This is a genomic window from Ruegeria sp. BHSA118, from assembly GCF_059613405.1.
Genome location: NZ_JBXWSM010000053.1, coordinates 1 through 22,272, shown reverse-complemented (window position 1 = coordinate 22,272; position 22,272 = coordinate 1). Strand labels below are relative to the sequence as shown.

The 22,272-nt window shown below is 57.9% G+C and carries 22 protein-coding genes; 12 read left to right on the top strand and 10 right to left on the bottom strand.

Annotated elements, in window-relative coordinates:
• The first annotated feature begins 295 nt into the window (after positions 1 to 295).
• The gene (locus AC2FNN_RS15505) at positions 296 to 1,417 is read left to right on the top strand and encodes a Hint domain-containing protein (protein ID WP_496759417.1); all 1,122 of its coding nucleotides are present in this window, start codon (positions 296 to 298) and stop codon (positions 1,415 to 1,417) included.
• Positions 1,418 to 1,535: 118 nt separating this feature from the next.
• Here the strand turns inward: AC2FNN_RS15505 and AC2FNN_RS15500 are convergent, their stop codons facing one another.
• A complete protein-coding gene (locus AC2FNN_RS15500; RefSeq protein ID WP_496759416.1) occupies positions 1,536 to 3,137 on the bottom strand; it encodes a BCCT family transporter in 1,602 nt (533 codons plus the stop codon).
• Between the two features lie 483 nt (positions 3,138 to 3,620).
• Here AC2FNN_RS15500 and pnp point away from each other — a divergent pair, with 483 nt between their 5' ends.
• From pnp to AC2FNN_RS15485, 3 genes are all read left to right on the top strand, one after another.
• Positions 3,621 to 5,771: a polyribonucleotide nucleotidyltransferase gene (gene pnp / locus AC2FNN_RS15495; RefSeq protein ID WP_496759415.1), complete on the top strand. Its 2,151-nt coding sequence runs from the start codon at positions 3,621 to 3,623 to the stop codon at positions 5,769 to 5,771.
• A gap of 91 nt (positions 5,772 to 5,862) precedes the next feature.
• Positions 5,863 to 6,252, top strand: coding sequence for a nuclear transport factor 2 family protein (locus AC2FNN_RS15490; protein ID WP_496759414.1), 390 nt, complete (start codon positions 5,863 to 5,865; stop codon positions 6,250 to 6,252).
• A gap of 126 nt (positions 6,253 to 6,378) precedes the next feature.
• Positions 6,379 to 7,386 (top strand): Hint domain-containing protein, encoded by a 1,008-nt coding sequence (locus AC2FNN_RS15485; RefSeq protein ID WP_496759413.1) that lies wholly within the window; start codon positions 6,379 to 6,381, stop codon positions 7,384 to 7,386.
• Between the two features lie 12 nt (positions 7,387 to 7,398).
• Here the strand turns inward: AC2FNN_RS15485 and AC2FNN_RS15480 are convergent, their stop codons facing one another.
• Positions 7,399 to 8,034 (bottom strand): DUF1326 domain-containing protein, encoded by a 636-nt coding sequence (locus AC2FNN_RS15480; protein ID WP_496759412.1) that lies wholly within the window; start codon positions 8,032 to 8,034, stop codon positions 7,399 to 7,401.
• A gap of 234 nt (positions 8,035 to 8,268) precedes the next feature.
• On the opposite strand from AC2FNN_RS15480, the gene AC2FNN_RS15475 reads away from it, so the two are divergent.
• The 3 genes from AC2FNN_RS15475 to AC2FNN_RS15465 all read left to right on the top strand — a co-directional run bounded on the left by AC2FNN_RS15475 (position 8,269) and on the right by AC2FNN_RS15465 (position 9,894).
• Positions 8,269 to 8,541: a PepSY domain-containing protein gene (locus tag AC2FNN_RS15475; RefSeq protein WP_496759411.1), complete on the top strand. Its 273-nt coding sequence runs from the start codon at positions 8,269 to 8,271 to the stop codon at positions 8,539 to 8,541.
• A gap of 23 nt (positions 8,542 to 8,564) precedes the next feature.
• Positions 8,565 to 9,065: a helix-turn-helix transcriptional regulator gene (locus tag AC2FNN_RS15470; protein WP_496759410.1), complete on the top strand. Its 501-nt coding sequence runs from the start codon at positions 8,565 to 8,567 to the stop codon at positions 9,063 to 9,065.
• Between the two features lie 139 nt (positions 9,066 to 9,204).
• Positions 9,205 to 9,894, top strand: coding sequence for an outer membrane protein (locus AC2FNN_RS15465; RefSeq protein ID WP_496759409.1), 690 nt, complete (start codon positions 9,205 to 9,207; stop codon positions 9,892 to 9,894).
• A 227-nt stretch (positions 9,895 to 10,121) separates the two neighbouring features.
• Here AC2FNN_RS15465 and AC2FNN_RS15460 read toward each other — a convergent pair whose 3' ends face one another.
• Complete coding sequence (locus AC2FNN_RS15460) at positions 10,122 to 10,772, bottom strand: peroxiredoxin (protein WP_496759408.1); 651 nt, start codon at positions 10,770 to 10,772, stop codon at positions 10,122 to 10,124.
• A 213-nt stretch (positions 10,773 to 10,985) separates the two neighbouring features.
• Between AC2FNN_RS15460 and AC2FNN_RS15455 the strand changes: the two genes are divergently transcribed.
• A complete protein-coding gene (locus tag AC2FNN_RS15455; RefSeq protein ID WP_496759407.1) occupies positions 10,986 to 12,425 on the top strand; it encodes an aldehyde dehydrogenase family protein in 1,440 nt (479 codons plus the stop codon).
• Positions 12,426 to 12,484: 59 nt separating this feature from the next.
• On the opposite strand, the gene AC2FNN_RS15450 is transcribed toward AC2FNN_RS15455, so the two are convergent.
• Both AC2FNN_RS15450 and AC2FNN_RS15445 read right to left on the bottom strand, forming a co-directional pair.
• A complete protein-coding gene (locus AC2FNN_RS15450; RefSeq protein WP_496759406.1) occupies positions 12,485 to 12,919 on the bottom strand; it encodes a glyoxalase superfamily protein in 435 nt (144 codons plus the stop codon).
• A 177-nt stretch (positions 12,920 to 13,096) separates the two neighbouring features.
• Positions 13,097 to 13,948 (bottom strand): methylated-DNA--[protein]-cysteine S-methyltransferase, encoded by an 852-nt coding sequence (locus tag AC2FNN_RS15445; protein WP_257599509.1) that lies wholly within the window; start codon positions 13,946 to 13,948, stop codon positions 13,097 to 13,099.
• Positions 13,949 to 14,065: 117 nt separating this feature from the next.
• Between AC2FNN_RS15445 and nth the strand changes: the two genes are divergently transcribed.
• Both nth and AC2FNN_RS15435 read left to right on the top strand, forming a co-directional pair.
• Positions 14,066 to 14,710, top strand: coding sequence for an endonuclease III (nth, locus tag AC2FNN_RS15440; RefSeq protein WP_496759405.1), 645 nt, complete (start codon positions 14,066 to 14,068; stop codon positions 14,708 to 14,710).
• Positions 14,707 to 15,696 carry an adenosine kinase gene (locus tag AC2FNN_RS15435; RefSeq protein ID WP_496759404.1) on the top strand — a complete coding sequence of 330 codons (990 nt, stop codon included), beginning with the start codon at positions 14,707 to 14,709 and terminating at the stop codon, positions 15,694 to 15,696. The genes nth and AC2FNN_RS15435 overlap by 4 nt, the downstream gene beginning before the upstream one ends.
• A gap of 191 nt (positions 15,697 to 15,887) precedes the next feature.
• Here the strand turns inward: AC2FNN_RS15435 and AC2FNN_RS15430 are convergent, their stop codons facing one another.
• Complete coding sequence (locus AC2FNN_RS15430; RefSeq protein ID WP_496759403.1) at positions 15,888 to 16,649, bottom strand: SDR family NAD(P)-dependent oxidoreductase; 762 nt, start codon at positions 16,647 to 16,649, stop codon at positions 15,888 to 15,890.
• Positions 16,650 to 16,963: 314 nt separating this feature from the next.
• On the bottom strand, positions 16,964 to 17,455 hold the full coding sequence (locus AC2FNN_RS15425; protein WP_496759402.1) for an RNA pyrophosphohydrolase: 492 nt from the start codon (positions 17,453 to 17,455) through the stop codon (positions 16,964 to 16,966).
• Between the two features lie 137 nt (positions 17,456 to 17,592).
• Between AC2FNN_RS15425 and AC2FNN_RS15420 the strand changes: the two genes are divergently transcribed.
• Positions 17,593 to 19,620, top strand: coding sequence for an FAD-dependent oxidoreductase (locus AC2FNN_RS15420; protein WP_496759401.1), 2,028 nt, complete (start codon positions 17,593 to 17,595; stop codon positions 19,618 to 19,620).
• A 21-nt stretch (positions 19,621 to 19,641) separates the two neighbouring features.
• Here the strand turns inward: AC2FNN_RS15420 and AC2FNN_RS15415 are convergent, their stop codons facing one another.
• Together AC2FNN_RS15415 and AC2FNN_RS15410 are read right to left on the bottom strand one after the other, a co-directional pair.
• Entirely contained in the window at positions 19,642 to 20,250 is a 609-nt protein-coding gene (locus AC2FNN_RS15415; protein WP_496759400.1) for a LysE family translocator, read from the bottom strand.
• A gap of 99 nt (positions 20,251 to 20,349) precedes the next feature.
• Positions 20,350 to 20,790, bottom strand: a complete 441-nt coding sequence (locus AC2FNN_RS15410; RefSeq protein ID WP_496759399.1) for a DUF4399 domain-containing protein — start codon at positions 20,788 to 20,790, stop codon at positions 20,350 to 20,352.
• 227 nt (positions 20,791 to 21,017) lie between these two features.
• Here AC2FNN_RS15410 and AC2FNN_RS15405 point away from each other — a divergent pair, with 227 nt between their 5' ends.
• Positions 21,018 to 21,923, top strand: coding sequence for a LysR family transcriptional regulator (locus tag AC2FNN_RS15405; protein ID WP_117871765.1), 906 nt, complete (start codon positions 21,018 to 21,020; stop codon positions 21,921 to 21,923).
• 51 nt (positions 21,924 to 21,974) lie between these two features.
• Here AC2FNN_RS15405 and AC2FNN_RS15400 read toward each other — a convergent pair.
• The coding region (locus tag AC2FNN_RS15400) for a LysR substrate-binding domain-containing protein (RefSeq protein ID WP_496759398.1) at positions 21,975 to 22,272 on the bottom strand (298 nt) is incomplete at its 5' end.

The window sequence follows — 22,272 nt, the reverse complement described above, 5'->3', positions numbered from 1 at the left end:
TCGACAAGGCGGGCAAGTTCCCTGTTTGGGCAAGGATGGAAGCTTCGCTGCCTCAGCAGTATCTTGCAGCCATGGTTATTGGCATCTGGAAACACTCGCTGCGCCAGCCACAAGCATTGGCACATTATCAGAACCAGCAGCTTTATCAGTATAAGTTCCACACCACAGCGCCCTGCAGGGAGACTGGACTTTCGAGTATGAACCACATAACCGACACCACCCAATGCTCAGCTTGATTGTTAAACGCAAATGAGCTTTGTGCTAACTCAGGCTTATGCAAAATTCAGAAAATTAGATGACCAGCTTCAGCATTTCAGACGGTAACAGCACCACATATACAGATACTTCTCCCGGAGGCGGTGTCGTCATCGATTTCGATACGCTCGACAACAGCTTCAGTGCTCAAATCAACGGTGTTGACCTGTTTGTTGGCGGACCCGGATCTTCGCCCAATGAACTTCAGTTCCAGATTTCTGGAACCTCGGGGCAAACAGTTCGGTTTGCCGACGGTCAGAGATATGAAGTCGACACGCCAGCTGTTTGGCAGTTGGGGAATACAAACGGTGAACCCGTGGTCCGCCTGATGATCAATCCAGATGGGACGGTCGAACTCTACGGTGTGAAGACAAACAATGGTCCGCTTGAACCTCTAGAGCTGTTCAACGGAATGACAGTCAATACCGATGCGATTGCAGCGGCCTGGAACGACAGCGGTTCCAATATTATTGAAATTGACCAGATTATAACCGGCCCGACCAACGCAAGCGGTGAGTTTGTGGACGTTCTGTGCTTTGCATCTGGGACAATGATTGAAACACGCCACGGATCAGTGGCGGTCGAAGACCTGCAGATTTCAGATCAGGTGTTGACCTTTGACAATGGCTACAAACCTATTCGATGGATCGGTACGCGACGCCTCAGTTCTACCGAGCTTCATGCGCAGCAAAGGCTAAGACCCATTTTGATCCGCACCGGAGCTTTAGGCGACGGATTCCCCAAACAGGACCTTGTCGTCTCACCGCAGCATCGCGTTCTTGTGTCTTCGGCAGTTGCACTACGGATGTTCGATTGCAAGGATGTGCTGATCCCCGCAAACAAGTTGTTGCCGCTGGACGGCGTAGACATTGTGCAAGACACACCTGACGGTATTGAGTATTTTCACTTGCTGTTCGATACCCATGAAATCATCTGGTCCAATGGGACACCGACAGAAAGCCTGTTTACCGGCCCCGAAGCGCTCAAATCAGTCTCGGCTGACGCGCGAAAAGAAATCATGGACTTGTTTCCAGAGTGCTGCGCTCCGCAGTTTCAAGCAACTTCTGCGCGTTTTATTCCGCAACAGGGCAAGCTAATGCGAAAACTGGTCCAACGGCATCAGGCAAATCGCAAACCCCTCTTGGAAAATGTTCAGCGGTAAACGCCCGTGCCCATCGTTACTTGGGGTTGCAAGTAACGAAGGTCCAAAATTTCTTAAATCGACCCAAAAAAAAACGCCCACCATGCGGCAGGCGTTTTTTGGGGTTTCGGTGTACAATCTACATTTTCGCCTTTTCTGATTTCAGTGCCAGCCACAGGCAGTAGCACATTATCAGAACCACCAGCGTAAAGGGGATGCCGGTTGAAACCGCCGCGCCCTGCAATGCGGACAGTCCGCCACCCAACAGCAATGCGATGGCAACCAGGCCCTCCAAAGTACACCAGAAAACGCGCTGAACCACGGGTGCGTCCATCTTGCCGCCTGCGGTGATCGTATCGATCACCAATGATCCGGAATCAGACGAAGTGACAAAGAAGATCACGATCAGGACAAGGGCAATCGGGGCTACGATGCTGTACAGCGGCAGCTCCTTCAGGAAGCCGAACAACGCTCCCTCGGGGGCGTAGCTGTCGATCACGGTCGCGCGTACACCTTCCGCTCCGCCCGCATTCAGCATGTCGATGGCCGCGCCGCCGAAGGTCGACATCCACAGGGCACAGACGGCTGTTGGTGCCAGCAGCGCACATATTACGAACTCGCGCACTGTACGGCCCTTTGAAATGCGGGCAATGAACATACCAACAAACGGTGACCACGCGATCCACCACGCCCAGTAGAAGGTCGTCCAACCGTGGAAATAGCTGGTGTCTTCTCGTCCGAACGGGTTCGACAGCGCGGGCAGGTGCAGCACGTAATCAGTCATCACGTTGAAATACCGCGCGATGGCGGTGCCTATGCCTGTTACAGCAATGACGAAAAGGAACAGTCCCACGGCCATGATCATATTGATCTCACTCAGCCGTTTGACGCCCGCATCCATGCCCAGCAAAACCGAGCCCAGCGCGATCAGCGTAATGCCGATGATCAGCAGAACCACGACAGTGGGGCTGGGTTCGATGCCGAAGACCTCGTAAAGGCCGGCCGCAACTTGCTGCGCCCCCAGGCCGAGTGACGTGGTCAGACCGAACAACGTGGCAAAAACCGCCAACGTATCGATGATATGGCCCCACCAGCCCCAGACCCGTTCACCCAGAATTGGATAGAAGGCCGAACGCAAAGTCAGAGGCAGGTTCAGATTGTAGCTGAAGATTGCCAGGCTCAGGCCGACCGCGGCGTAAACCGCCCAGCCTTCCAGCCCCCAATGGTGAATGGTACCGACGATGCCGATATACTCATTGCCCGGAACAGCGATATCGATACCCAGTGGGCGCGCATTCCCGTCTTCGGCAAAGTTGTAGTAGACCGGCTCCATCACTCCGAAAAACAACAGGCCGATACCAATACCGGCGGCAAACATCATCGCGATCCACCCGGCGTAAGAATAATCGGGCGTGGCGTCCTTGCCACCGATCCGCACACTGCCGACGGGCAGGATGATAAGTACCAGACAAAACAGGGTGATTGCGTCTACCGAAAGAACCAGAAACCAATCGAAGGTGCTGGTCAGCCAGGGCCGGAGCCATCCGAAGAACGAGGCCGCCGCCTCCTGGTTGGCCAATGCGATCAGAACGAACGCAAAGATCATGATACTTGAGATCAGAAAGACCGGGTTGTGAATGTCCAAGCCAAACGGCCGGACATTATCCTGCCCCAGTTCATATTCCGTTTCGAAGTCGTAAATCCGGGGATCCGGATCCAGCATCTTCTTTGTCTGTGCCATTCGATTGCCCTTCTGTTCGCTGACTGCAAACGCCAAGGTATTCGGTCGGCGGACGGGAATGAGTTAGTTAACCCCCTTGGCGCGTTTCCGTCATTTCGACCGCGGGCTTCATGATAAAAGCTTATACTGCCTTCATATTTTTACAAAATGCATTCGATTGCGAATATGTTAGCGCTACAGAATTGTTCTGGGTTTCCGTGATCCCCGGCATGAAGAACGAACAGCGACTTGATAAGTTGATCGTTGTTCGGGCTTGAATCTTTTGCACCCGGAGGCAGCACAAGCCAGCCCCGGCATGAAACGGCCATCCAATGCAGTTTCGCTTTCCTTCCAACGCATTCTCATGTATGCGCCCGGTATCTGAGACGTTGTGCCCCGACCCCGGCACTCGAATGGAAGATAAATTGGGGTCGGCGGCAATGGGGCCGCCACGCAAAACGGGAGACCCGCAGGGGCGGGAGTGCTCCCATCTAGGATACGCATATGTTTGATGTAACGAAGAAATCGATGCAGTGGGGCGAGGAAACGCTTACACTGGAAACCGGCAAGGTTGCCCGTCAGGCGGACGGCAGCGTGATTGCCACGCTGGGCGAAACCAGCGTCATGGCCAACGTGACCTTTGCGCGGGCGCAAAAACCCGGTCAGGACTTTTTCCCGCTGACCGTACATTACCAAGAGAAATATTATGCCGCCGGTAAGGTTCCGGGTGGCTTCTTCAAGCGCGAAGCGCGCCCGACCGAGAAAGAGACGCTGACCGCGCGTCTGATCGACCGTCCGATCCGCCCGCTGTTCGTTGACGGTTTCAAAAACGAAGTGCTGGTGATGTGCACCGTGCTGAGCCACGATCTGGTCAACGATCCCGACATCGTTGCGATGATTGCTGCTTCGGCTGCTCTGACCATTTCCGGCGCACCGTTCATGGGCCCGATCGCCGGTGCCCGCGTTGGTTTCGTGGATGGCGAATACGTCCTGAACCCGACCGTGGACGACATGCAGGACCTGCGCCTGAACCCCGAACAGCGTCTAGACCTGGTTGTTGCCGGCACCAAAGACGCCGTGATGATGGTGGAATCGGAAGCTTACGAACTGTCCGAAGCGGAAATGCTGGGTGCGGTGAACTTTGCGCATGAGCAGATCCAACCGGTCATCGACCTGATCATCTCGCTGGCGGAAGAAGCCGCGAAAGAGCCGTTTGACTTCCAGGCGCCGGATTACTCCGAGCTTTATGCCGCCGTTAAGGCCGCCGGTGAAGAGCAGATGCGCGCCGCCTTCGCGATCACCGACAAGCAAGAGCGCACAGCCGCTGTTGCCGCAGCCCGCGAAGCGATCAAAGAGGCGCTGACCGATGAGCAGCTGGAAGACGGCAACCTCGGTTCCGCGATGAAAAAGCTGGAAGCCGGTATTCTGCGCGGTGACGTCGTCAAGGGCGGCAAGCGCATCGACGGTCGTTCGACCACCGATGTGCGTGCCATCGAAGCCGAAACCTCGTTGTTGCCGCGCACACACGGCTCTGCCCTGTTCACCCGCGGTGAAACTCAGGCGCTGGCCGTGACCACGCTGGGCACCGGCGACGATGAGCAGTTCATCGATGCGCTGCACGGCAACTTCAAATCGAACTTCCTGCTGCATTACAACTTCCCTCCGTACTCGGTGGGTGAGGTTGGCCGCGTGGGTTCGCCCGGCCGTCGCGAAATCGGTCACGGTAAGCTGGCATGGCGCGCACTTCAGGCGGTTCTGCCTGCGCCGACCGACTTCCCCTACACCATCCGCGTGGTGTCCGAGATCACTGAATCCAACGGCTCGTCCTCGATGGCTTCTGTCTGCGGCGGTTCGCTGTCGATGATGGATGCGGGTGTTCCGCTGAAAGCACCGGTTGCCGGTGTGGCCATGGGTCTGATCCTGGAAGATGACGGCGAATACGCTGTTCTGACCGACATCCTGGGTGACGAAGACCACCTGGGCGACATGGACTTCAAGGTTGCGGGTACTGCAAACGGCATCACCTCGCTTCAGATGGACATCAAGGTCGCGGGCATCACGCCTCAGATCATGGAAACCGCGCTGGCACAGGCCAAGGAAGGCCGGATGCACATTCTGGGCGAGATGGGCAAAGCCCTGTCCGAGACCAACGAGTTCTCGGTCCACGCCCCGCGCATCGAGACCATGAACATCCCGACCGACAAGATCCGTGAAGTGATCGGTTCGGGCGGCAAGGTCATCCGCGAGATCGTCGAGGTTTCGGGTGCCAAGGTCGACATCAACGACGACGGCGTCATCAAGATCGCCTCTCCCGATGGTGAATCGATCAAGAAGGCTTATGACATGATCTGGTCGATCGTGGCCGAGCCGGAAGAAGGTCAGGTCTATACCGGCAAGGTGGTCAAGATCGTCGATTTCGGTGCCTTCGTGAACTTCTTTGGCAAGCGCGACGGTCTGGTCCACGTGTCCCAGATCGAAAACCGCCGCCTGAACCATCCGTCGGATGTTCTGAAAGAAGGTCAGGAAGTGAAGGTCAAGCTGCTGGGCTTTGACGACCGCGGCAAGGTGCGCCTGTCGATGAAAGTGGTCGATCAGGAAACCGGCGAAGAGATCGTTCCCGAGAAGAAAGAAAAGAAAGAGGAAAGCGCAGAGTAATCTGCCCACCCTCTGACAAATGCAGGCCCCGGCACAACGCCGGGGCCTTTTTTGTGGTATCCTGTCGTCGCACCCGGAAGGAGGACAAAAGATGTCGGACAGGCAGCAGATTGAGGAACTGGCGCGGCAATACCTGAAGGCGCTCGAAAGCGGCGATCTGCCTGAATTGCAGGCTTTGTTTGCAGAGAATGCAACCGCAACCTCGCCGATTTCGGGGAAGCAACCCGCGCGGGATTTTTATTCAAATGTGATGCAGATCACGAGCGATCGGTCCATCGAACACAAGAACACTTTCGCTGACACGACCAATGCGACCGAAATGGCCGTGCATTTCAACTATACGCGCAGGATCAGGGATGGGCACCCCGAAACGATTGAATGCGTGGACCTGTTCCAGTTGACCGACGATTTACTCCAGTTCCGATCTGTCCGGATTATCTATGACACAGCCCCGGTACTGGTGGATTTTGGCGAAGCCTGATTGATGGCGACCGCGGACCAAGGACTTTGACTCTCATCGCAAGTGTAAACCAAATATTAACACTTATTGGTTGTTTTGGCTCAACTTTAACGAAAATAAACCCGTTTTCCGGGATGCTTTTCGACCGTGGCCTCGATTACCGTTTTCGAAATCAGCGCAGACCCGTACAGCAACCGCAGTGTTGATATTACTGCTGCGTATTCGGTCGAAGTCACGGATAATGACGCCCTGCTGCAAGATCCCGACCCGGATGGCAGCTCGCAACTTGACCTCTCGTCTCTTCCCGGCTTTTCCGGCTCGACCCAGAATTTCAGTACTTTCGAAAATTACACAGGCACGGTCGATGGTGCGCCGGTCACGTTCATCCTGATCCAGTTTTCAAACCCGCGTTACATCATAGTCACTTCGGGTCAGGCCGAACTGAATGACACGGTTTCCGACACCGGCTTTGCCGGCACCGCGCCGCCATCCGCGTATAATACTTTGCCTTCTTTCGTGTGTTTTACCACAGGATCTCTGATCCAGACACTGACGGGGCTGCGCCGGGTCGAGGCGTTGGAGCCCGGCGACCCGGTCATCACCGCCGGCGGCCATGCCCGCCCGGTCCGCTGGATCGGCAAGCGTCGGTTGTCCGCGGCTGAGTTGCGGCGAAACACACACCTGTCCCCAGTACGAATCAAGGCGGGCTGTTTCGGACCGAACAGCCCAAGCCGCGATCTCGTCATTTCCCCACAGCATCGGATTGCCGTGACCTCGACCATGATGGAGCTGATGCATTGCGAAGCGGCGATGCTGGCCCCCGCAAAGGGGCTGATCAATGGGCACACCATCGTTCAGGAGCTGCCGGCGCAAGGGGTAGAGTACATTCATATCCTCTTTGATCAGCATGAGTTGGTGAGTGTCGAAGGAATCTGGTCCGAGTCCTTCTATCCCGGCGACACGACACTGGGCGCGATGGCACCTGCCACACGGCGCGAACTGTTCACCCTGTTCCCGGATCTGGCTTGCGGTGCCGGTGGCTATGGATCAACTGCGTTGCCGGTGCTGAAACCCTTTGAGGTTCGGGTGCTGAAGGCGGATCTGACGTTGCCCTGCTGGACGCCCGTCCTGAACGCACCTGCGCGCGCCGCCTGACAGGGGGGCCGATCAGTGGGCAACACCGCCGGGCCCGTGTTTCAGAAAGTGCCACTGGCCATAGCTGTCCTTCAGGTCCAGCTTGATCGCGGCGTCAGAGCGGGTCGAGGCGCTGCCAATCTCGGCAATGGAAAACTCGATCCCGCCGGGAATATCGATGCGCACCCGATGCGCGCCGCCGCCATGCGGGGCCTGAATCGGCTGTCCGGTGGATTGCAGAACATCACCTACGGTAACGCTGGCCGTGCGCTCTTCGAGGTCCATCTCGAATTCGATCGGCAGGTAAAGCGTGTCATGAACCGTCTCGCACATTGCCCTGAACACGTACCAATGCGTCGCCATCTCTTCGGTTTCTTCGCCGTGAAAGACTTTTTCCAGCGCATCGCGCTGCGCCGGTGAGGCCGCGGGGTCGACGATCACCTGCATTTCGCCGCCACCCTCGAATATTGGCCCGGGCCATGCATAGATCAACGCAGCCTTGGTTCCACTCAGATCCGTTTCGCCAAAATATCCGGTGGATATTTCAAGCACCTCGAAGCCGCGGCAATCGCCATGCGTCGGCAATTCCTCGAACTGGCAGGGGCAGGCATAGCCGCAGTTGCAGTTTCCGAAGCTTTCCCCCTCGACGTACCAATCTGTAAAAGCCATGGTTTTCTCCTGTTCAGGACAGTCAGAAAGCCCGACATCGTTGGTCACATGCCTGTATGTTTCCCAAAACAAACTATCACAACTTGATTGCAATCTGAACCTGACGCGCGCAAACGGCTGCAAATGGCCTAAACCTTGGTTCCATTTGCCCTGTTTCAACCAAAAACCAATCGCAGGGCGCCTCTGCCATCCCCAGTTCCACTGCATCGCCACAACGCAAAAAGGAGATGCGATATGGAAACCTTGAAACTGCTGACACTGACGGGATTGATCGCAACCGCACCAGTTCTTGCTTTGGCCAATGTCGGACTGGGCGACAAGCTGGGCACAAGCGAGGCCGATATTCGCGCAGCCCTTGAAGCCCAGGGGTACCAGATCGAAGAGATCGAGTTCGAAGGCGGGAAGATCGAGGTTGAACTCATCAACGATGGCGTGGAAACTGAACTGGTTCTGTCTGACACGGACGGGGTGGTAACGGCCATCGAGCTCGAAGAGGACGACGACTGAACCTGCAACGTCCAAGGGGCCACATGAAAGTACCTCAAACGTCTTTGCTCTGGCTCCTTCTGGTGGTGCAGGCCCTCTGCGCCGCCTTTTTCATGACGGATGCGCTGCTGGATTGGACGGGCGGCGACGGCGCGGGATTTCGTCACCTTCATTCGTTCGAACTGTTTCTGTCGCTGGCGCTTGTCGGCGGCCTGAGCGCCACGATCGCCCTGATCCGTTCCCAGTCCAGACGGGTGCGCGACATGCAGCGGCAACTGCAAGTGGCGCAAGGGGCTTTCGCCCAGGTCATCGAAACCCAGTTCAGCGAGTGGCAGCTCAGTGAGGCTGAGCGTGACGTTGCCATGCTGACGATCAAGGGTCTTTCCATCGCGGAAATCGCCGAACTGCGACAGACGAAAGAAGGGACGATCAAGGCCCAAAGCGCCGCGGTCTATCGAAAGGCGGGCGTTTCCAGCAGATTGCAGCTGCTCAGTTTTTTTGTCGACGAACTCCTGTCAGAACCGTTGGTCAGGGATGTGCCCTGAAACAGTGGCGGAACCTCGTGCCTATTCACTCACACATTCCTAAAAACCTGTGAAACGAAGTGAAGGCCCGGCGCCTTTCCTTTTGGGCCTGCCTCGTCCACATCCATGGCATGCGGATTTTGGAACACTGGAGATGGTTATGTTCACGCGCCTCATTCTCACCTCTTCGGCTCTGGCGATCAGCGCAACGGCGCTTGCCGCGCAGAGCCTGGACGACGGCACCTATGTTCACGGCTTCATCGGCTACAGCCAGCTACAGGACAGCGATTTCACCGGGACGATCGGTGGTACAACACAATCGGTCGATACCGATTTCGACGCAGGTTTCGGACTGGGCCTCGCGATAGGTAAGGAAATCCCGCAATGGTCCAACGACATCATCGGAACGCGGATCGAACTGGAACTGTCTTATCGCGACAGTGACGTGGATGGTGTGAACTTTACCGGAAATGGTCCGGGGCCCGAGGGCAATATCTCGGGCGATGTCACGCAGACCTCGTTATTTGCCAATGTGCTGTTCGATTTCAAACAGGCCGGCGTGCTGACGCCCTATGCCGGGTTTGGTCTGGGTGCCACCTATTCGGATCTGGATTTTTCTTACGGGCCCGGTGTGGCGCTGGACGACACCGACACCACCTTTGCCGCCCAGCTGATCGCCGGTGTGGCATACGACATCAACCCGTCAACCGCCTTTACCATCGACGCCCGCTATGCCCGCGCCTTTGACGTCTCGTCGCAGCGCCTGGCCCCCAACGGAGCTTTGACCGGCAACGTAGAGGACGATCTGGATACTTTCAGCGTCAATTTCGGACTTCGCTATAATTTCTGATTGCTTCGGGTGTCAGGTTTCTCTCCGGTTTCCTGCCCCTTTTTGCCCTCGCGCCTCAGGCGCGGGGGCACCCGGAAAACCCCGAAAAATGCAGCATGCGCTGGATATCCCGGTGGTCGCCCGGCCAGCAACAACCGCCTGCTTCATCTGGCCCCAAATATCCTCGGGGGGAATCGTGCCTGCGGGCACGATGGGGGGCAGACAGCCCCCCTGACCCTGCAACCGGCTTACGACGGCGCTTTGGTCTTGCGCAGATAGGGGAAGATCGTTTCGAACTCGCCAAACTTGGCCTTGGCGTCTTCGTTCGACACGGTTGGCGGGATGATCACGTCTTCGCCCGGCACCCAGTTGGCAGGCGTCGCAACGCCCTTGGCCGACATCTGCAACCCGTCTAGCGCGCGCAGAATTTCGGCAAAGTTCCGGCCCACGGTCATCGGGTAGGTCATCGACAGCTTCAGCTGCTTATCCGGGCCGATGATAAAGACCGAACGCACCGTGGCACTGTCAGCCGGTGTTCGGCCATCGGGCAGATATGCTTCGGCGGGCAGCATGTCGAAAGCCTTGGACACAGCCAGACCGTCATCGGCGATGATCGGAAAGCCGGGTTTGGCCTTGCCGTATTCCTCGATGTCCTTCTTCCACTTCTTGTGGTCTTCGACACCATCGACCGAAACGCCGATCACTTTGGTGTTGCGCGCGGCCCATTCGTCATTCAGCTGCGCAACGGCCGAAAACTCGGTCGTGCAAACAGGTGTGAAATCCTTTGGGTGCGAGAACAAAATGGCCCAGCTGTCGCCAATCCAGTCGTGAAACTGAATGGTGCCCTCATCCGTTTCTGCAGTGAAATTCGGAACGGTGTCGTTGATACGCAAACCCATGGGGCATCTCCTTCTCTGTGAAAAACCTGAATCGGTCGTTTGGAACCTAATCACTTTGTGCACAGGTTAAACCGTCCATCGCGCTTGGAGATACGGATTTCGTGGGCATTGCCAGAAAATAATTTGATCAAATTCACTATTGCTCAGCCTGTGCATGGGTGACAGAGTGGCCCGGAACAGTCGGCTTCAGGCAGACCTTCAGGAGGGTTCAGGATGATCGAAAAGCGGGATTTCTACATTAATGGTCATTGGGTGGCCCCGTCGCAGCCCAATGACTTCGAGGTCATCAACCCTTCGACCGAAGACCCCTGCGCCGTAATCTCGTTGGGTGGGCAGGCCGACACGGATGCAGCGGTTGCCGCCGCCAAGGCCGCCCTGCCGGGCTGGATGGCCACGCCAGTGGAAACACGCATCGCACTGGTGGAAAAACTGGTCGAACTCTATGCAACCCGGGCAGAGGATCTGGCGCAGGCGATGTCGCTGGAAATGGGCGCCCCGATCGATCTGGCGCGTTCGGCGCAGGCGGGTGCCGGCATCTATCACCTGAAGAACTTCATCCGCGCCGCCAGGGCGTTCGAATTTGAACGCCCGCTGGGGGATCATGCGCCGAATGATCGCATCATTTACGAGGCGGTTGGCGTTGCCGCTTTGATCACGCCATGGAACTGGCCGATGAACCAGATCACGCTCAAGGTGGGTGCTGCTGCGATTGCTGGCTGCACGATGGTGCTGAAACCGTCGGAACAAAGCCCGCTGAACGCGATGATCTTTGCCGAGATGATGGACGAGGCAGGCTTCCCGCCCGGTGTATTCAATCTGGTCAACGGCGACGGCGCGGGTGTTGGTTCGCAACTTTCAGGCCATCCGGATGTGGACATGGTCAGCTTCACCGGCTCGACCCGCGCAGGCACCGCGATTTCCAAAAATGCGGCCGATACCCTCAAGAAAGTACATCTGGAGCTTGGAGGCAAAGGGGCCAACGTCATCTTTGAGGACGCGGACGAGAAGGCGGTCAAGCGTGGGGTGCTGCACATGATGCAAAACACCGGCCAGAGCTGCAACGCCCCCAGCCGGATGCTGGTGCAACGCCCGGTCTATGACAAGGCTGTGGAAACCGCGGCCGAGGTTGCAAACACTGTCAAGGTTGGCCCTGCCACAGAGGAAGGCCGCCATATCGGCCCGGTGGTGAATGAAGTTCAGTGGACCAAGATTCAGGACCTGATCCAGAAGGGCATCGATGAGGGGGCGCGGCTGGTCGCAGGCGGCACCGGACGGCCAGAGGGGCTGAACAAGGGCTACTATGTCCGCCCCACGGTCTTTGCCGATGCAAACAACCAGATGACCATCGCCCGCGAAGAAATCTTTGGCCCGGTTCTGACCATGATCCCCTTCGACACCGAAGAAGAGGCTGTCGAAATCGCCAATGATACACCCTATGGCCTGACCAACTATGTTCAGACGCAGGACGGCGCGCGTGCCAATCGCATGGCGCGGGCGCTGCGGTCGGGCATGGTTGAAATGAACGGACAGTCGCGCAGCGCGGGTTCACCGTTCGGCGGCATGAAGCAATCCGGCAACGGGCGTGAAGGCGGCATCTTCGGGCTTGAGGACTTTCTCGAGGTCAAAGCTGTCGGTGGCTGGGCGGCAGAGTAACTTACCTGCAAAGCAGACAGATTGGGCGGGGCAACGCGATTGGCCCCGCCCGTAACCCATCATACGGGCCGCACCACAAGCTGGGGTACGCCATCGGACGTGCAGCGCTGCGATCGACCGTCCCATCCAATCTCTCCGGTGACGCGTTGCCGAAAGGCAGAAAAGCTGTCAAAGCGCACCACATCTACCGGCGTATCGAAATGCAGGGTCACTCGGCGACGCGCGCCATCGCCAAGCATGGTCATACCGCGAATTTCGGCTGTGAACGCCTGACCCAGATAGCGCCCTTCGACCCGATCACCCACGCGCAGATGCATCCGGTTTCCAGCCATTGCGTGCAAGGTGTTCCAGTCTCGAACGCCATGCTGATGGGCCAGCAGTTCCAATGCCGCGCTATGCGACAGCGAAACGCCCTTCGTTTTCAATTCTTCCCGCAGGCGTTTCGCCTGCGCTTTCAGCTCTTCAACCGGAGCAACGGTTCGGGATCGTGTCATCATGTGCCTCGTTTCCTTGAACGGGCGCGAAGTCAGGATGGTGCTCGCATTTCCATCCGCGCGCCGGGAAAGGGCAACAGATGCTTTTCAAACCGGGTTTCACCAAAGCCAATGGCCGCGAGCGGCAGGGGACCCGAACCTGAGGTGCCTTTTGGCAGCGGCCGGGTCGAGTGTCAATCAGGCGTCCGCCTGCGCCGCCTCATAGGCCAGCATGGCACGCTTGACCGGCAAGCCCCAGTGATAACCTCCCAGACCACCTGATTTGCGCAATGCCCGATGGCAGGGGATCAACCAACTGACCGGGTTGCGGCCAACTGCCGTTCCCACGGCGCGAACGGCCTGCGGCGAGCCGACTCGCTGGGCGATCTCGGAATAGGTCGTAACCTGCCCGGACGGGATATGCATCAGCGCTTCCCACACCTTGATTTGCAAAGGTGATCCGATCAGGAAAACCGGTGTCGGCTCCAACCGGTCGCTGGCAGCGCCAAAAGCACTCAGCGCCCAAGGACGCAGACGCATAGGGTCTTCGACAAACGTCGCCTTGGGCCAGCGCGAGATCATGTCTTCCATCGCGGCCTCTTCGCCAGTTTCGGCGCCGAAGGCCATGCCGCAGATGCCCTTGTCGGTGCCCATGACCAGCGCAGGGCCAAAGGGGCATTCGAACCACCCCCAATAGATCGTCAGACCTTCGCCCTTGCGGGCATATTCGCCGGGGCTCATGGATTCCCACTTCAGGAACAGGTCATGCAGACGTCCGCTGCCGGACAGGCCCACATTGTGTGCCGTTTCCAATGTCGTGAACCGTTCACGCAACAATGCCTTCGCATGGCCCAGCGTCAGGTATTGTTGATACCGTTTCGGCGACACTCCGGTCCAACGCGAGAACAAACGCTGGAAATGGGCCGGGCTCATATCCATCTGGCGGGCCAACTCATCAAGGCTCAGGCCTTCGCCGCCCTGATCGATCAACTCGATTGCCCGGCGCATGACGTTGTAATGATAGCCGCTTTCTGGGGTCTGGACGTTCATGGTTGCACCTCATTGTCTGACACGAACCATAGCGCGCGCGACACGCTGCCGCGACCCGGAACTTGCGCATTGGCTTTGGGCTTGTGTCGCGGCCCCTCGGGCGGCATTAAGGCCCGGATGGCAAAGCAACTCGACTATCATACGATCCGCGAGATCTTTACGCGCTTTCAGGAAGCCGACCCCGAACCCAAGGGTGAGCTTGAGCACGTGAATGTCTACACGCTGGTCGTGGCCGTGGCGCTGTCGGCGCAGGCAACCGATGCGGGGGTCAACAAGGCTACGCGCGACCTGTTCAAGATCGCCGACACGCCGCAAAAGATGCTGGATCTGGGCGAGGAAGGCCTGATCGAGCATATCAAGACCATTGGCTTGTTCCGCCAGAAGGCCAAGAACGTCATCAAGCTCAGCCGTATCCTGGTTGACGAATATGGCGGCGAGGTTCCCAATTCCCGGGCTGCCCTGCAATCCCTTCCGGGTGTGGGCCGCAAGACGGCCAACGTGGTTCTGAACATGTGGTGGCGGCAACCGGCGCAGGCGGTGGACACCCATATCTTTCGCGTCGGAAACCGCACAGGCATTTGCCCGGGCAAGGATGTGGACGCGGTCGAACGCGCCATCGAAGACAATATTCCCGCTGACTTTCAACTTCATGCGCATCACTGGCTGATCCTGCATGGCCGGTACCACTGCAAGGCGCGCAAGCCGCAATGCCCGACCTGCATCATCCGTGATCTCTGCCAATTCGAGGACAAAACCCTATGAAGACTTATCAACTGACCGGCATCGGAAATGCCGTCGTGGACGTGATTTCCCAAGCCGATGACAGCTTTCTGGAGCTGATGGGCATCGAAAAAGGCATCATGCAGTTGATCGAACAGGAACGCGGCGAGGTGCTGTACGCCTCGATGGAAAGCCGAGTTCAAACGCCGGGTGGCTCGGTGGCCAATACGATTGCGGGCGCAGGCGCGCTTGGGCTGGATGCAGCGTTTATCGGCCGGGTTCACGATGATGCTCTGGGCCGGTTCTACGCAGATGCGATGAACGAAGATGGCGTCGATTTCGTGAACCCGCCTGTTCCGGGTGGCGAATTGCCGACGTCACGCTCGATGATCTTTGTCTCGCCAGATGGTGAGCGGTCAATGAACACCTATCTGGGCATTTCCTCGGAACTGTCGTCTCAGGACGTTTCGGATGGGGTCGCTGGAAACAGCCAGATCATGTTCCTTGAGGGGTATCTGTTCGACAAAGAGAAGGGCAAGGCGGCATTCCTTGAGGCCGCACGTGCCTGTCACAAAGGTGGCGGCAAGGCCGGGATTGCCATTTCCGATCCGTTCTGTGTGGAACGGCATCGGGTGGATTTCCTGCTGCTGATTGAAAACGAGCTGGATTTCGTGATCGGCAACGAGGCCGAGATCAAATCCCTGTTCGAGACCGACGACCTAGAAGAGGCGCTGCGGCGCACATCGGCGATTTGCCCGCTTGTGGTCTGCACCCGTTCGGGTGACGGGGTGACAGTTATGAACGGCGACACTCGCATTGACGTACCGGTCGAGAAGGTCGTCCCCGTTGATGCAACAGGTGCGGGCGACCAGTTTGCCGCCGGGTTCCTGTTTGGCATGGCAACCGGCCGCGATTACGAGACCTGCGCCCGCATCGGCAATGTCTGCGCCCGCGAGGTCATCAGCCATATCGGCCCGAGACCCGAGGCGGATATGCTGGAATTGCTGCGGGAGGAAGGGCTGCTTTGAGCCCTTTTTGCCGGATACTGCGCCTGGCGAGAATGCCCACATTTGCGGACCCGTCTGCACTGCTTAGTTGTGCATTCACCAATCTGCGGATGCTACTAAGAAAATGGTCTTTCTGAAATTACAACACTGTCTAATTAATTTAGCGCGCAAACGCGCACCTGTTAGCGCGCAACTGAGAACGTTTCAGTGTGTCAAAGCTGCACTCCGCGCGTCAGCGCCCCGTCAATGATAAGGTTTGTCCCAGATGTGAAGGACGAAGCAGGGCTCGCAAGAAACGCCACACCGCGCGCAATCTCCTCCGGCCTCGCCATCCTGCCAGTCGGATTGAGAGAAAGAGCATTGGCGAAAACGTCCGGCATTTCCGTCTCGACCTTTTGCCAGATTCCACCTTCGAAATAGGTGTTGCCCGGTGAGACGGAATTGGCACGGATATTTTTGTCCGCAAGTTTGACAGCCAAGCCATGCATGTAATTGACAAGCGCAGCCTTGAACGCCGCGTAGGCCGGACCGCTGGCATCGGTCTCGCGACCGGACACGCTGGCAATAGCAGTAATCGACGCGTTGTCGGAACGCTCCAGCCAAGGCATCGCCGCGTTGACCAGCCTGACAGTATGCATGAGATCAGTCTCATAGCTGATGCGCCAGGCTTCCTCGTCGTCTGTCATGGCGAGCGCGGATGCACTGGCTACGATGATGTCGAGTCCGCCGAATGCTTTGGCCGTTGATGTCACGAACTCCCCCAGGGCCGCCTTGTTGGAAACGTCAAGCACTTTGCCAAGTACCTTGACGTTTTCGCTTTTCAATGCAGCAACGGTTTCTTCCACCTCGTCCGGATGGCGCGCGCAGATTGCGATGTTTGCACCTTCGGCTGCAAAAGTCTCAGCGCAGCACCGCCCGATCCCTCTTGTTCCACCGGTGATGAGTACGTTTTTCTCTTTTAAACCCAGATCCATGACGTGCGTATCTTTCAAAACATGTGTTGGGCACGACTCGCACTGGTCGCTGCCTCATAAAGCCAGCAGATGCCAACGTGTCCCGCTAAGCAACCCGAATGACTCAGAGGATATCAGTTTTGGTGTCTACCCGCGCACGCAATGCGCCTGACGTCGAAGGTTTGGTCTGTTGTTAGGGCAATGTCAGAGTGATCCCGCCCGTTAGTCGATTGTTGGCAACAGGCAATGGCACTAGCAAGCGGGTATCGAAATCATTTGGTCGAATGGTAGCTTTGTCCCGCCTAGCGAATCAATCTGAAACGCAACCCAAGCAATCAGAGTTCGTTTAGATAGTCGGAAAAAGCCTCGACCACACGCTCATACACATCGCGCTTGAAGGGCACGATTTCCGCGATCAGCCGGTCGGGCTCTTGCCATTTCCAGCGGGTGAACTCCGGGTGGTCGGTTTCGATGTTGATCTGATCGTCGGCGCCGGTGAAGCGCAGCAGGAACCATTTCTGTTCCTGCCCGCGATAGCGACCTTTCCAAATGTGGGGCACGATGTCATGGGGCAGGTCATAGGGCAGCCAGCCCTCGGTTTCGGCGATGACTTCGACCAGATCAGCCGTGACCCCGGTTTCTTCCCACAGCTCGCGCAGGGCTGCGTCGCGGGGATCTTCGCCCTTGTCCACACCGCCCTGCGGCATTTGCCAGGCGTCCGCATGGCGGTCATTGCGCTGGCCCACGAAAATCTTGCCCTCGGCATTCATCAGCATCAGCCCGACGCAGGGGCGATAGGGCAGTTTGGCGATTTCTTCGGGGGTCATGCGCGGCCTCATTGTGTTGTTCCGCCCACCTCTAGCAACCACCGGCGCAACAGCAAAGAGGGTGACGTGGGGTTTCGCGTGACAAAGTTTACGCGAACGTCAATCTATCACGCAAATTCAGGAGGGAGAGTTCCGCCATGACTGCGTACCCGAATATGCTGGCCCCGCTGGATCTGGGCTTTACCACGTTGAAAAACCGCGTGCTGATGGGCTCGATGCATACGGGGCTTGAGGAGACCGGCGACTGGAACCGGGTGGCCGAGTTCTATGCGGATCGGGCGCGGGGCGGCGTGGCCCTGATGGTGACGGGCGGGATTGGTCCGAACCTTGAAGGCTCGGTCCTGCCGGGGGCTTCGATGATGGTGAGCGACAAGGACGTGGCGCACCATTCCATCGTGACGCAGCGCGTACATGAAGCGGGCGGCAAGATCGCAATGCAGATCCTGCATGCGGGGCGCTATGCTTACGGGCCGAAATGCGTGGCGCCCAGCCCGGTGAAATCGCCGATCTCTCCGTTCCCGCCCACTGAGCTGGATGAAGAGGGTATCGAGAAGCAGATCAGCGATATCGTCAACGCCGCCGTACTGGCGCAAAAGGCGGGTTATGACGGGGTCGAGATCATGGGGTCGGAAGGGTACTTCCTGAACCAGTTCCTTGTAACCCATACCAACAAGCGCACCGACCGCTGGGGCGGGTCTTATGAGAACCGGATGCGTCTGCCGATCGAAGTTGTGCGCCGTACGCGCGAGGCGGTGGGCACCGATTTCATCATCATCTACCGGCTGTCGATGATCGATCTGGTCCCCAACGGCTCGACCCATGACGAGGTGGTGCAACTGGCGCAGGAGATCGAAAAGGCCGGGGCCACGATCATCAATACCGGCATTGGCTGGCACGAGGCGCGGATTCCCACGATTGCCACCAGCGTGCCGCGCGCGGCCTTCGCCTGGGTGACCAAGAAGCTGATGGGCAAGGTGGGGATACCGGTGATCACCTCGAACCGGATCAACACCCCCGAGGTGGCCGAAGAGGTTCTGTCGACCGGTTGTGCCGACATGGTCTCGCTGGCCCGCCCGATGCTGGCGGATGCGGATTTTGTGGCCAAGGCGATTGCGGGTGAGGCCGCAAAGATCGCACCTTGCATTGCCTGCAATCAGGCCTGTCTGGACCACACGTTCAGCGGCAAGCTGACATCCTGCCTCGTGAACCCGCGCGCCTGTCATGAGACGGAGCTGGTGATTGAACCGGCCAAAACGCGCAAATCTATTGCCATTGTGGGCGCAGGCCCTGCCGGTCTGTCGACCGCAATGACCGCGGCCCAGCGCGGCCACGATGTTACTCTGTTCGACCGCGCTGATGAGGTCGGCGGGCAGCTGAACATGGCCAAGCAGGTGCCGGGGAAAGAAGAATTCTGGGGTCTTGTCGACTGGTACCGCACCATGATGGATGATCTGGGCGTGACCGTCGAACTGAACCGCGAGGTAGGCGCAGATGACCTGACCGGCTTTGACGAGGTGGTCATCGCCACCGGCGTCAGCCCGCGTGATCCGCAGATACCGGGGCAGGATCGGGACAATGTGGTGAATTACATCGACGTGCTGCGCGGCAAGGCCGAGGTTGGCAAGTCTGCTGCCGTGATCGGGGCCGGTGGCATCGGCTTTGATGTTTCCGAGTTCCTGCTGGAAGAGGGTCACAGCGCCACGACCGACCTGCCCCTGTGGATGAAGGAATGGGGCGTGACGGATCCGGCTGAACACCGTGCGGGATTGGCGCCCGAGGGGCCGCAACCCAGCGCCCCCGCACGTCAGGTCACCTTGTTGCAGCGCAAAAAACAGGCGCATGGCAAGGGGCTGGGCAAGACCACCGGCTGGATTCACCGCGCGACGCTGAAGATGAAGGACGTCAACTTCGTGGGCGGCGTGAACTATGAGCGCATCGACGACGAGGGGCTGCATGTCTCATTCGGAGAAGAGCGCGCCGACCCGACCGTCATCAAGGCGGACACGATCGTTCTGTGTGCCGGGCAGCTGTCCGAGCGGTCGCTGGCCGATGCGCTGATCGAACGCGGGATCACCCCGCATGTGATCGGCGGCGCGGATGTGGCCGCGGAACTGGACGCCAAGCGGGCGATCAATCAGGGCACACGCCTCGCAGCGGAGTTCTGAAGCCACTCGTTCAGAGTGTCTTCAGTCCGACAGCGCGAGTTTTGCACCCAAGGCACCAAAAGCGGTTGCGAAACACCGCTTTATCCACGCCATCACAGCAGGGCGCCGGATCACGTAGTCCCGCGCAAGTGCAGCGCATGCGCCATAACCGACAAAAACAACAAATGTCATGGCCATAAAGGCCAAAGCCAGTTTGGCCAGTTCCATTCCTGCGTTTGCCGCATTCGTTGGCAAGAATTGAGGCAGAAAGGCCAGGAAGAATAGCGACAACTTTGGGTTCAAAACGTTGATCAGCGTTCCTGTCACGGCAATTCTATAGTCGCTTTTTGCGGATTTCTCCGCCGCGACGTCCATGGCACCACCGTCCTTCAGGATACCCCATGCCATGTAGAACAAGTACAAGACGCCAAGATATTTGATGAATTGAAACGCGACGGCACTGGTGTGAAGCAAGGCTGCAAGTCCGATGATGCTGGCCAAGGCCGCCGGAACGATCCCAAGTGTGCATCCGAAGGCGGCGGCAAGACTTGCGCGAAACCCGCGCCCAAGACCGACAGCCAAAGTATAGATGACGCCGGTGCCCGGCAGCAGAACAACAATCAATGATGTGATGAAGAATTCCAGCGACATGATTACCCCCTGCAAATGCAGGCAGATTCACCAAGTGCGCCGAAAATGTAAATGCCTGTCCATCACATGAACCGAACGGACGGTTTCAACAACCTGCGGCTATTCCACGGTGATCGAAATCACCTCGGACACGACCGGCGGTGAATGCGGCACATGCCCGGCATCGCCCAGAACCAATTGCAGGGTGTGTTTGCCCGGCGACAGATCCAGTGTTACCTCGGTCTGACCGCCTCCGAAGTGCATGTGATGATCGTCGGCAGGCAGACCATTTGCCAGCTCATCCGCGCCATCCTCGCCCGCGCCCAGCGGGGGACGATCAAGCAACAGGTGGTGGTGCCCGGTGTTTTCTTTCTCGGTACCTGCGGGCGCGACGCCCATGCCGCTGAGGCCAAAGACAACCGTGACCGGTGATTTCACGGTGTCGCCATCCGACAGGTTGACGAAATAGACCTTTGCATCAGGATTCGACGGGGTCTCTCCTCCGGCATTTGCAAAGCCCACCGAAAGGCAAAGCGCAGCAATGGCGAAAAAGGGTTTCATGATCTCCTCCCTGGTCACAAAAATGCCATTCTCAATTTGATACCTTAGCGCGATTGCCTGAAAAACACAGCATCACAATGCCTGAGGCAGGTTTGGAAACCACTGTTTCTGCGTTTCTCATACGCAAACGATCCGATTCAAATCCCTGATATTATCCCATGTCTGCCCCGTTTCCGCCCAGATTCAGCGCCATAGTCAGGACGGAAATCAAGATCTGGGGAACGAGTATGGACCGACTGACCGAAATGGAAGCCTTCGCCAATGTGGTGGACCAGGGTGGCTTCACCGATGCGGCCAAAAAGATGGGCATCTCCAAATCAGCCGTGTCCAAACACGTATCAAGCCTCGAGGCGCGTCTGGGAGCGCGGCTGTTGAACCGCACCACGCGCCGGGTGTCACCAACAGAAATCGGGCTGGCCTATTATGACCGTGCGCGACGCGTGTTGAATGATGCCGGTGAAGCGGATTCACTGGTCACGTCTATGCAATCGGCCCCGTCTGGCCTTTTGCGCATCAGCGTTGCCACGGATTTCGGCGTAAATCACCTGTCGCCTGTTCTGTCCGAGTTCCTTGCAGCCTACCCCGACATCACCGTGAACATGGTTTTGAACAACCGCTATGTCGAGCTGATTTCCGAAGGATTTGACGTGGCCGTGCGCATTGGTGAGCTGGAAGACAGCACGTTGCGGGCCCGCAAACTGACCGAGACGGTCAAACGCATGGTCGCCGCGCCCAGTTACGTCGAAAGATTCGGTAGGCCACAGAAGATCGATGATCTGAACGAACACAAGCTGCTGCATTATTCCAGCCAATCCTCGGGCAATGTCTGGAAACTGACCGCGCCATCCGGCGAAAAACGTCAGGTTCGCACTGCCGGGTGGTTGAGTGTCAATGATGGCCAATCCCTGTTGAACGCGGCGGTTTCCGGCCTGGGTATCGCCTATCTGCCCAGCTATCTTTACGCCGAAGCGCTGAAGGCTGGGCTGGTCGTCGATGCAATGCCGTCCCTGCCCGACGAAGTTCAAGGCGTTTACGCCGTCTACCCGCCGGGCCGCTTTACGCAACCCAAAGTGCGGGCCTTCATCGATTTCCTCGTCGATTCCTTCCACGAGAAGGGTCCGATGGACTGGTAATTTCTCCCTGAAGACCAACCTTTGGCCCGCATGTGAAAGTGCGGGCCTTTTTTATGGGTCGATCACCGACAGCCCCATGGACCGGGCGGAAGAGCGCAGGCTGTCGGTCAGCACATTCTGACCCGGCGGCGGGGTCTCGGAACGGCGCGCCAACAGGGCGATATCGCGATTTGCATTGGCGATGGACAACGGTCGCAAGCGCACTTCGTCGCGGTAGATCCCCTGTCTGCGAGCATAAAGATCAGGCAGCACCGCAACACCAACACCCGAAGCCGCCATCAGAACAATGGAATCAAGCGTCGTGCCTTCATACTCATCCGAAACAACCCCACCGCATTCCGCCGCCAAT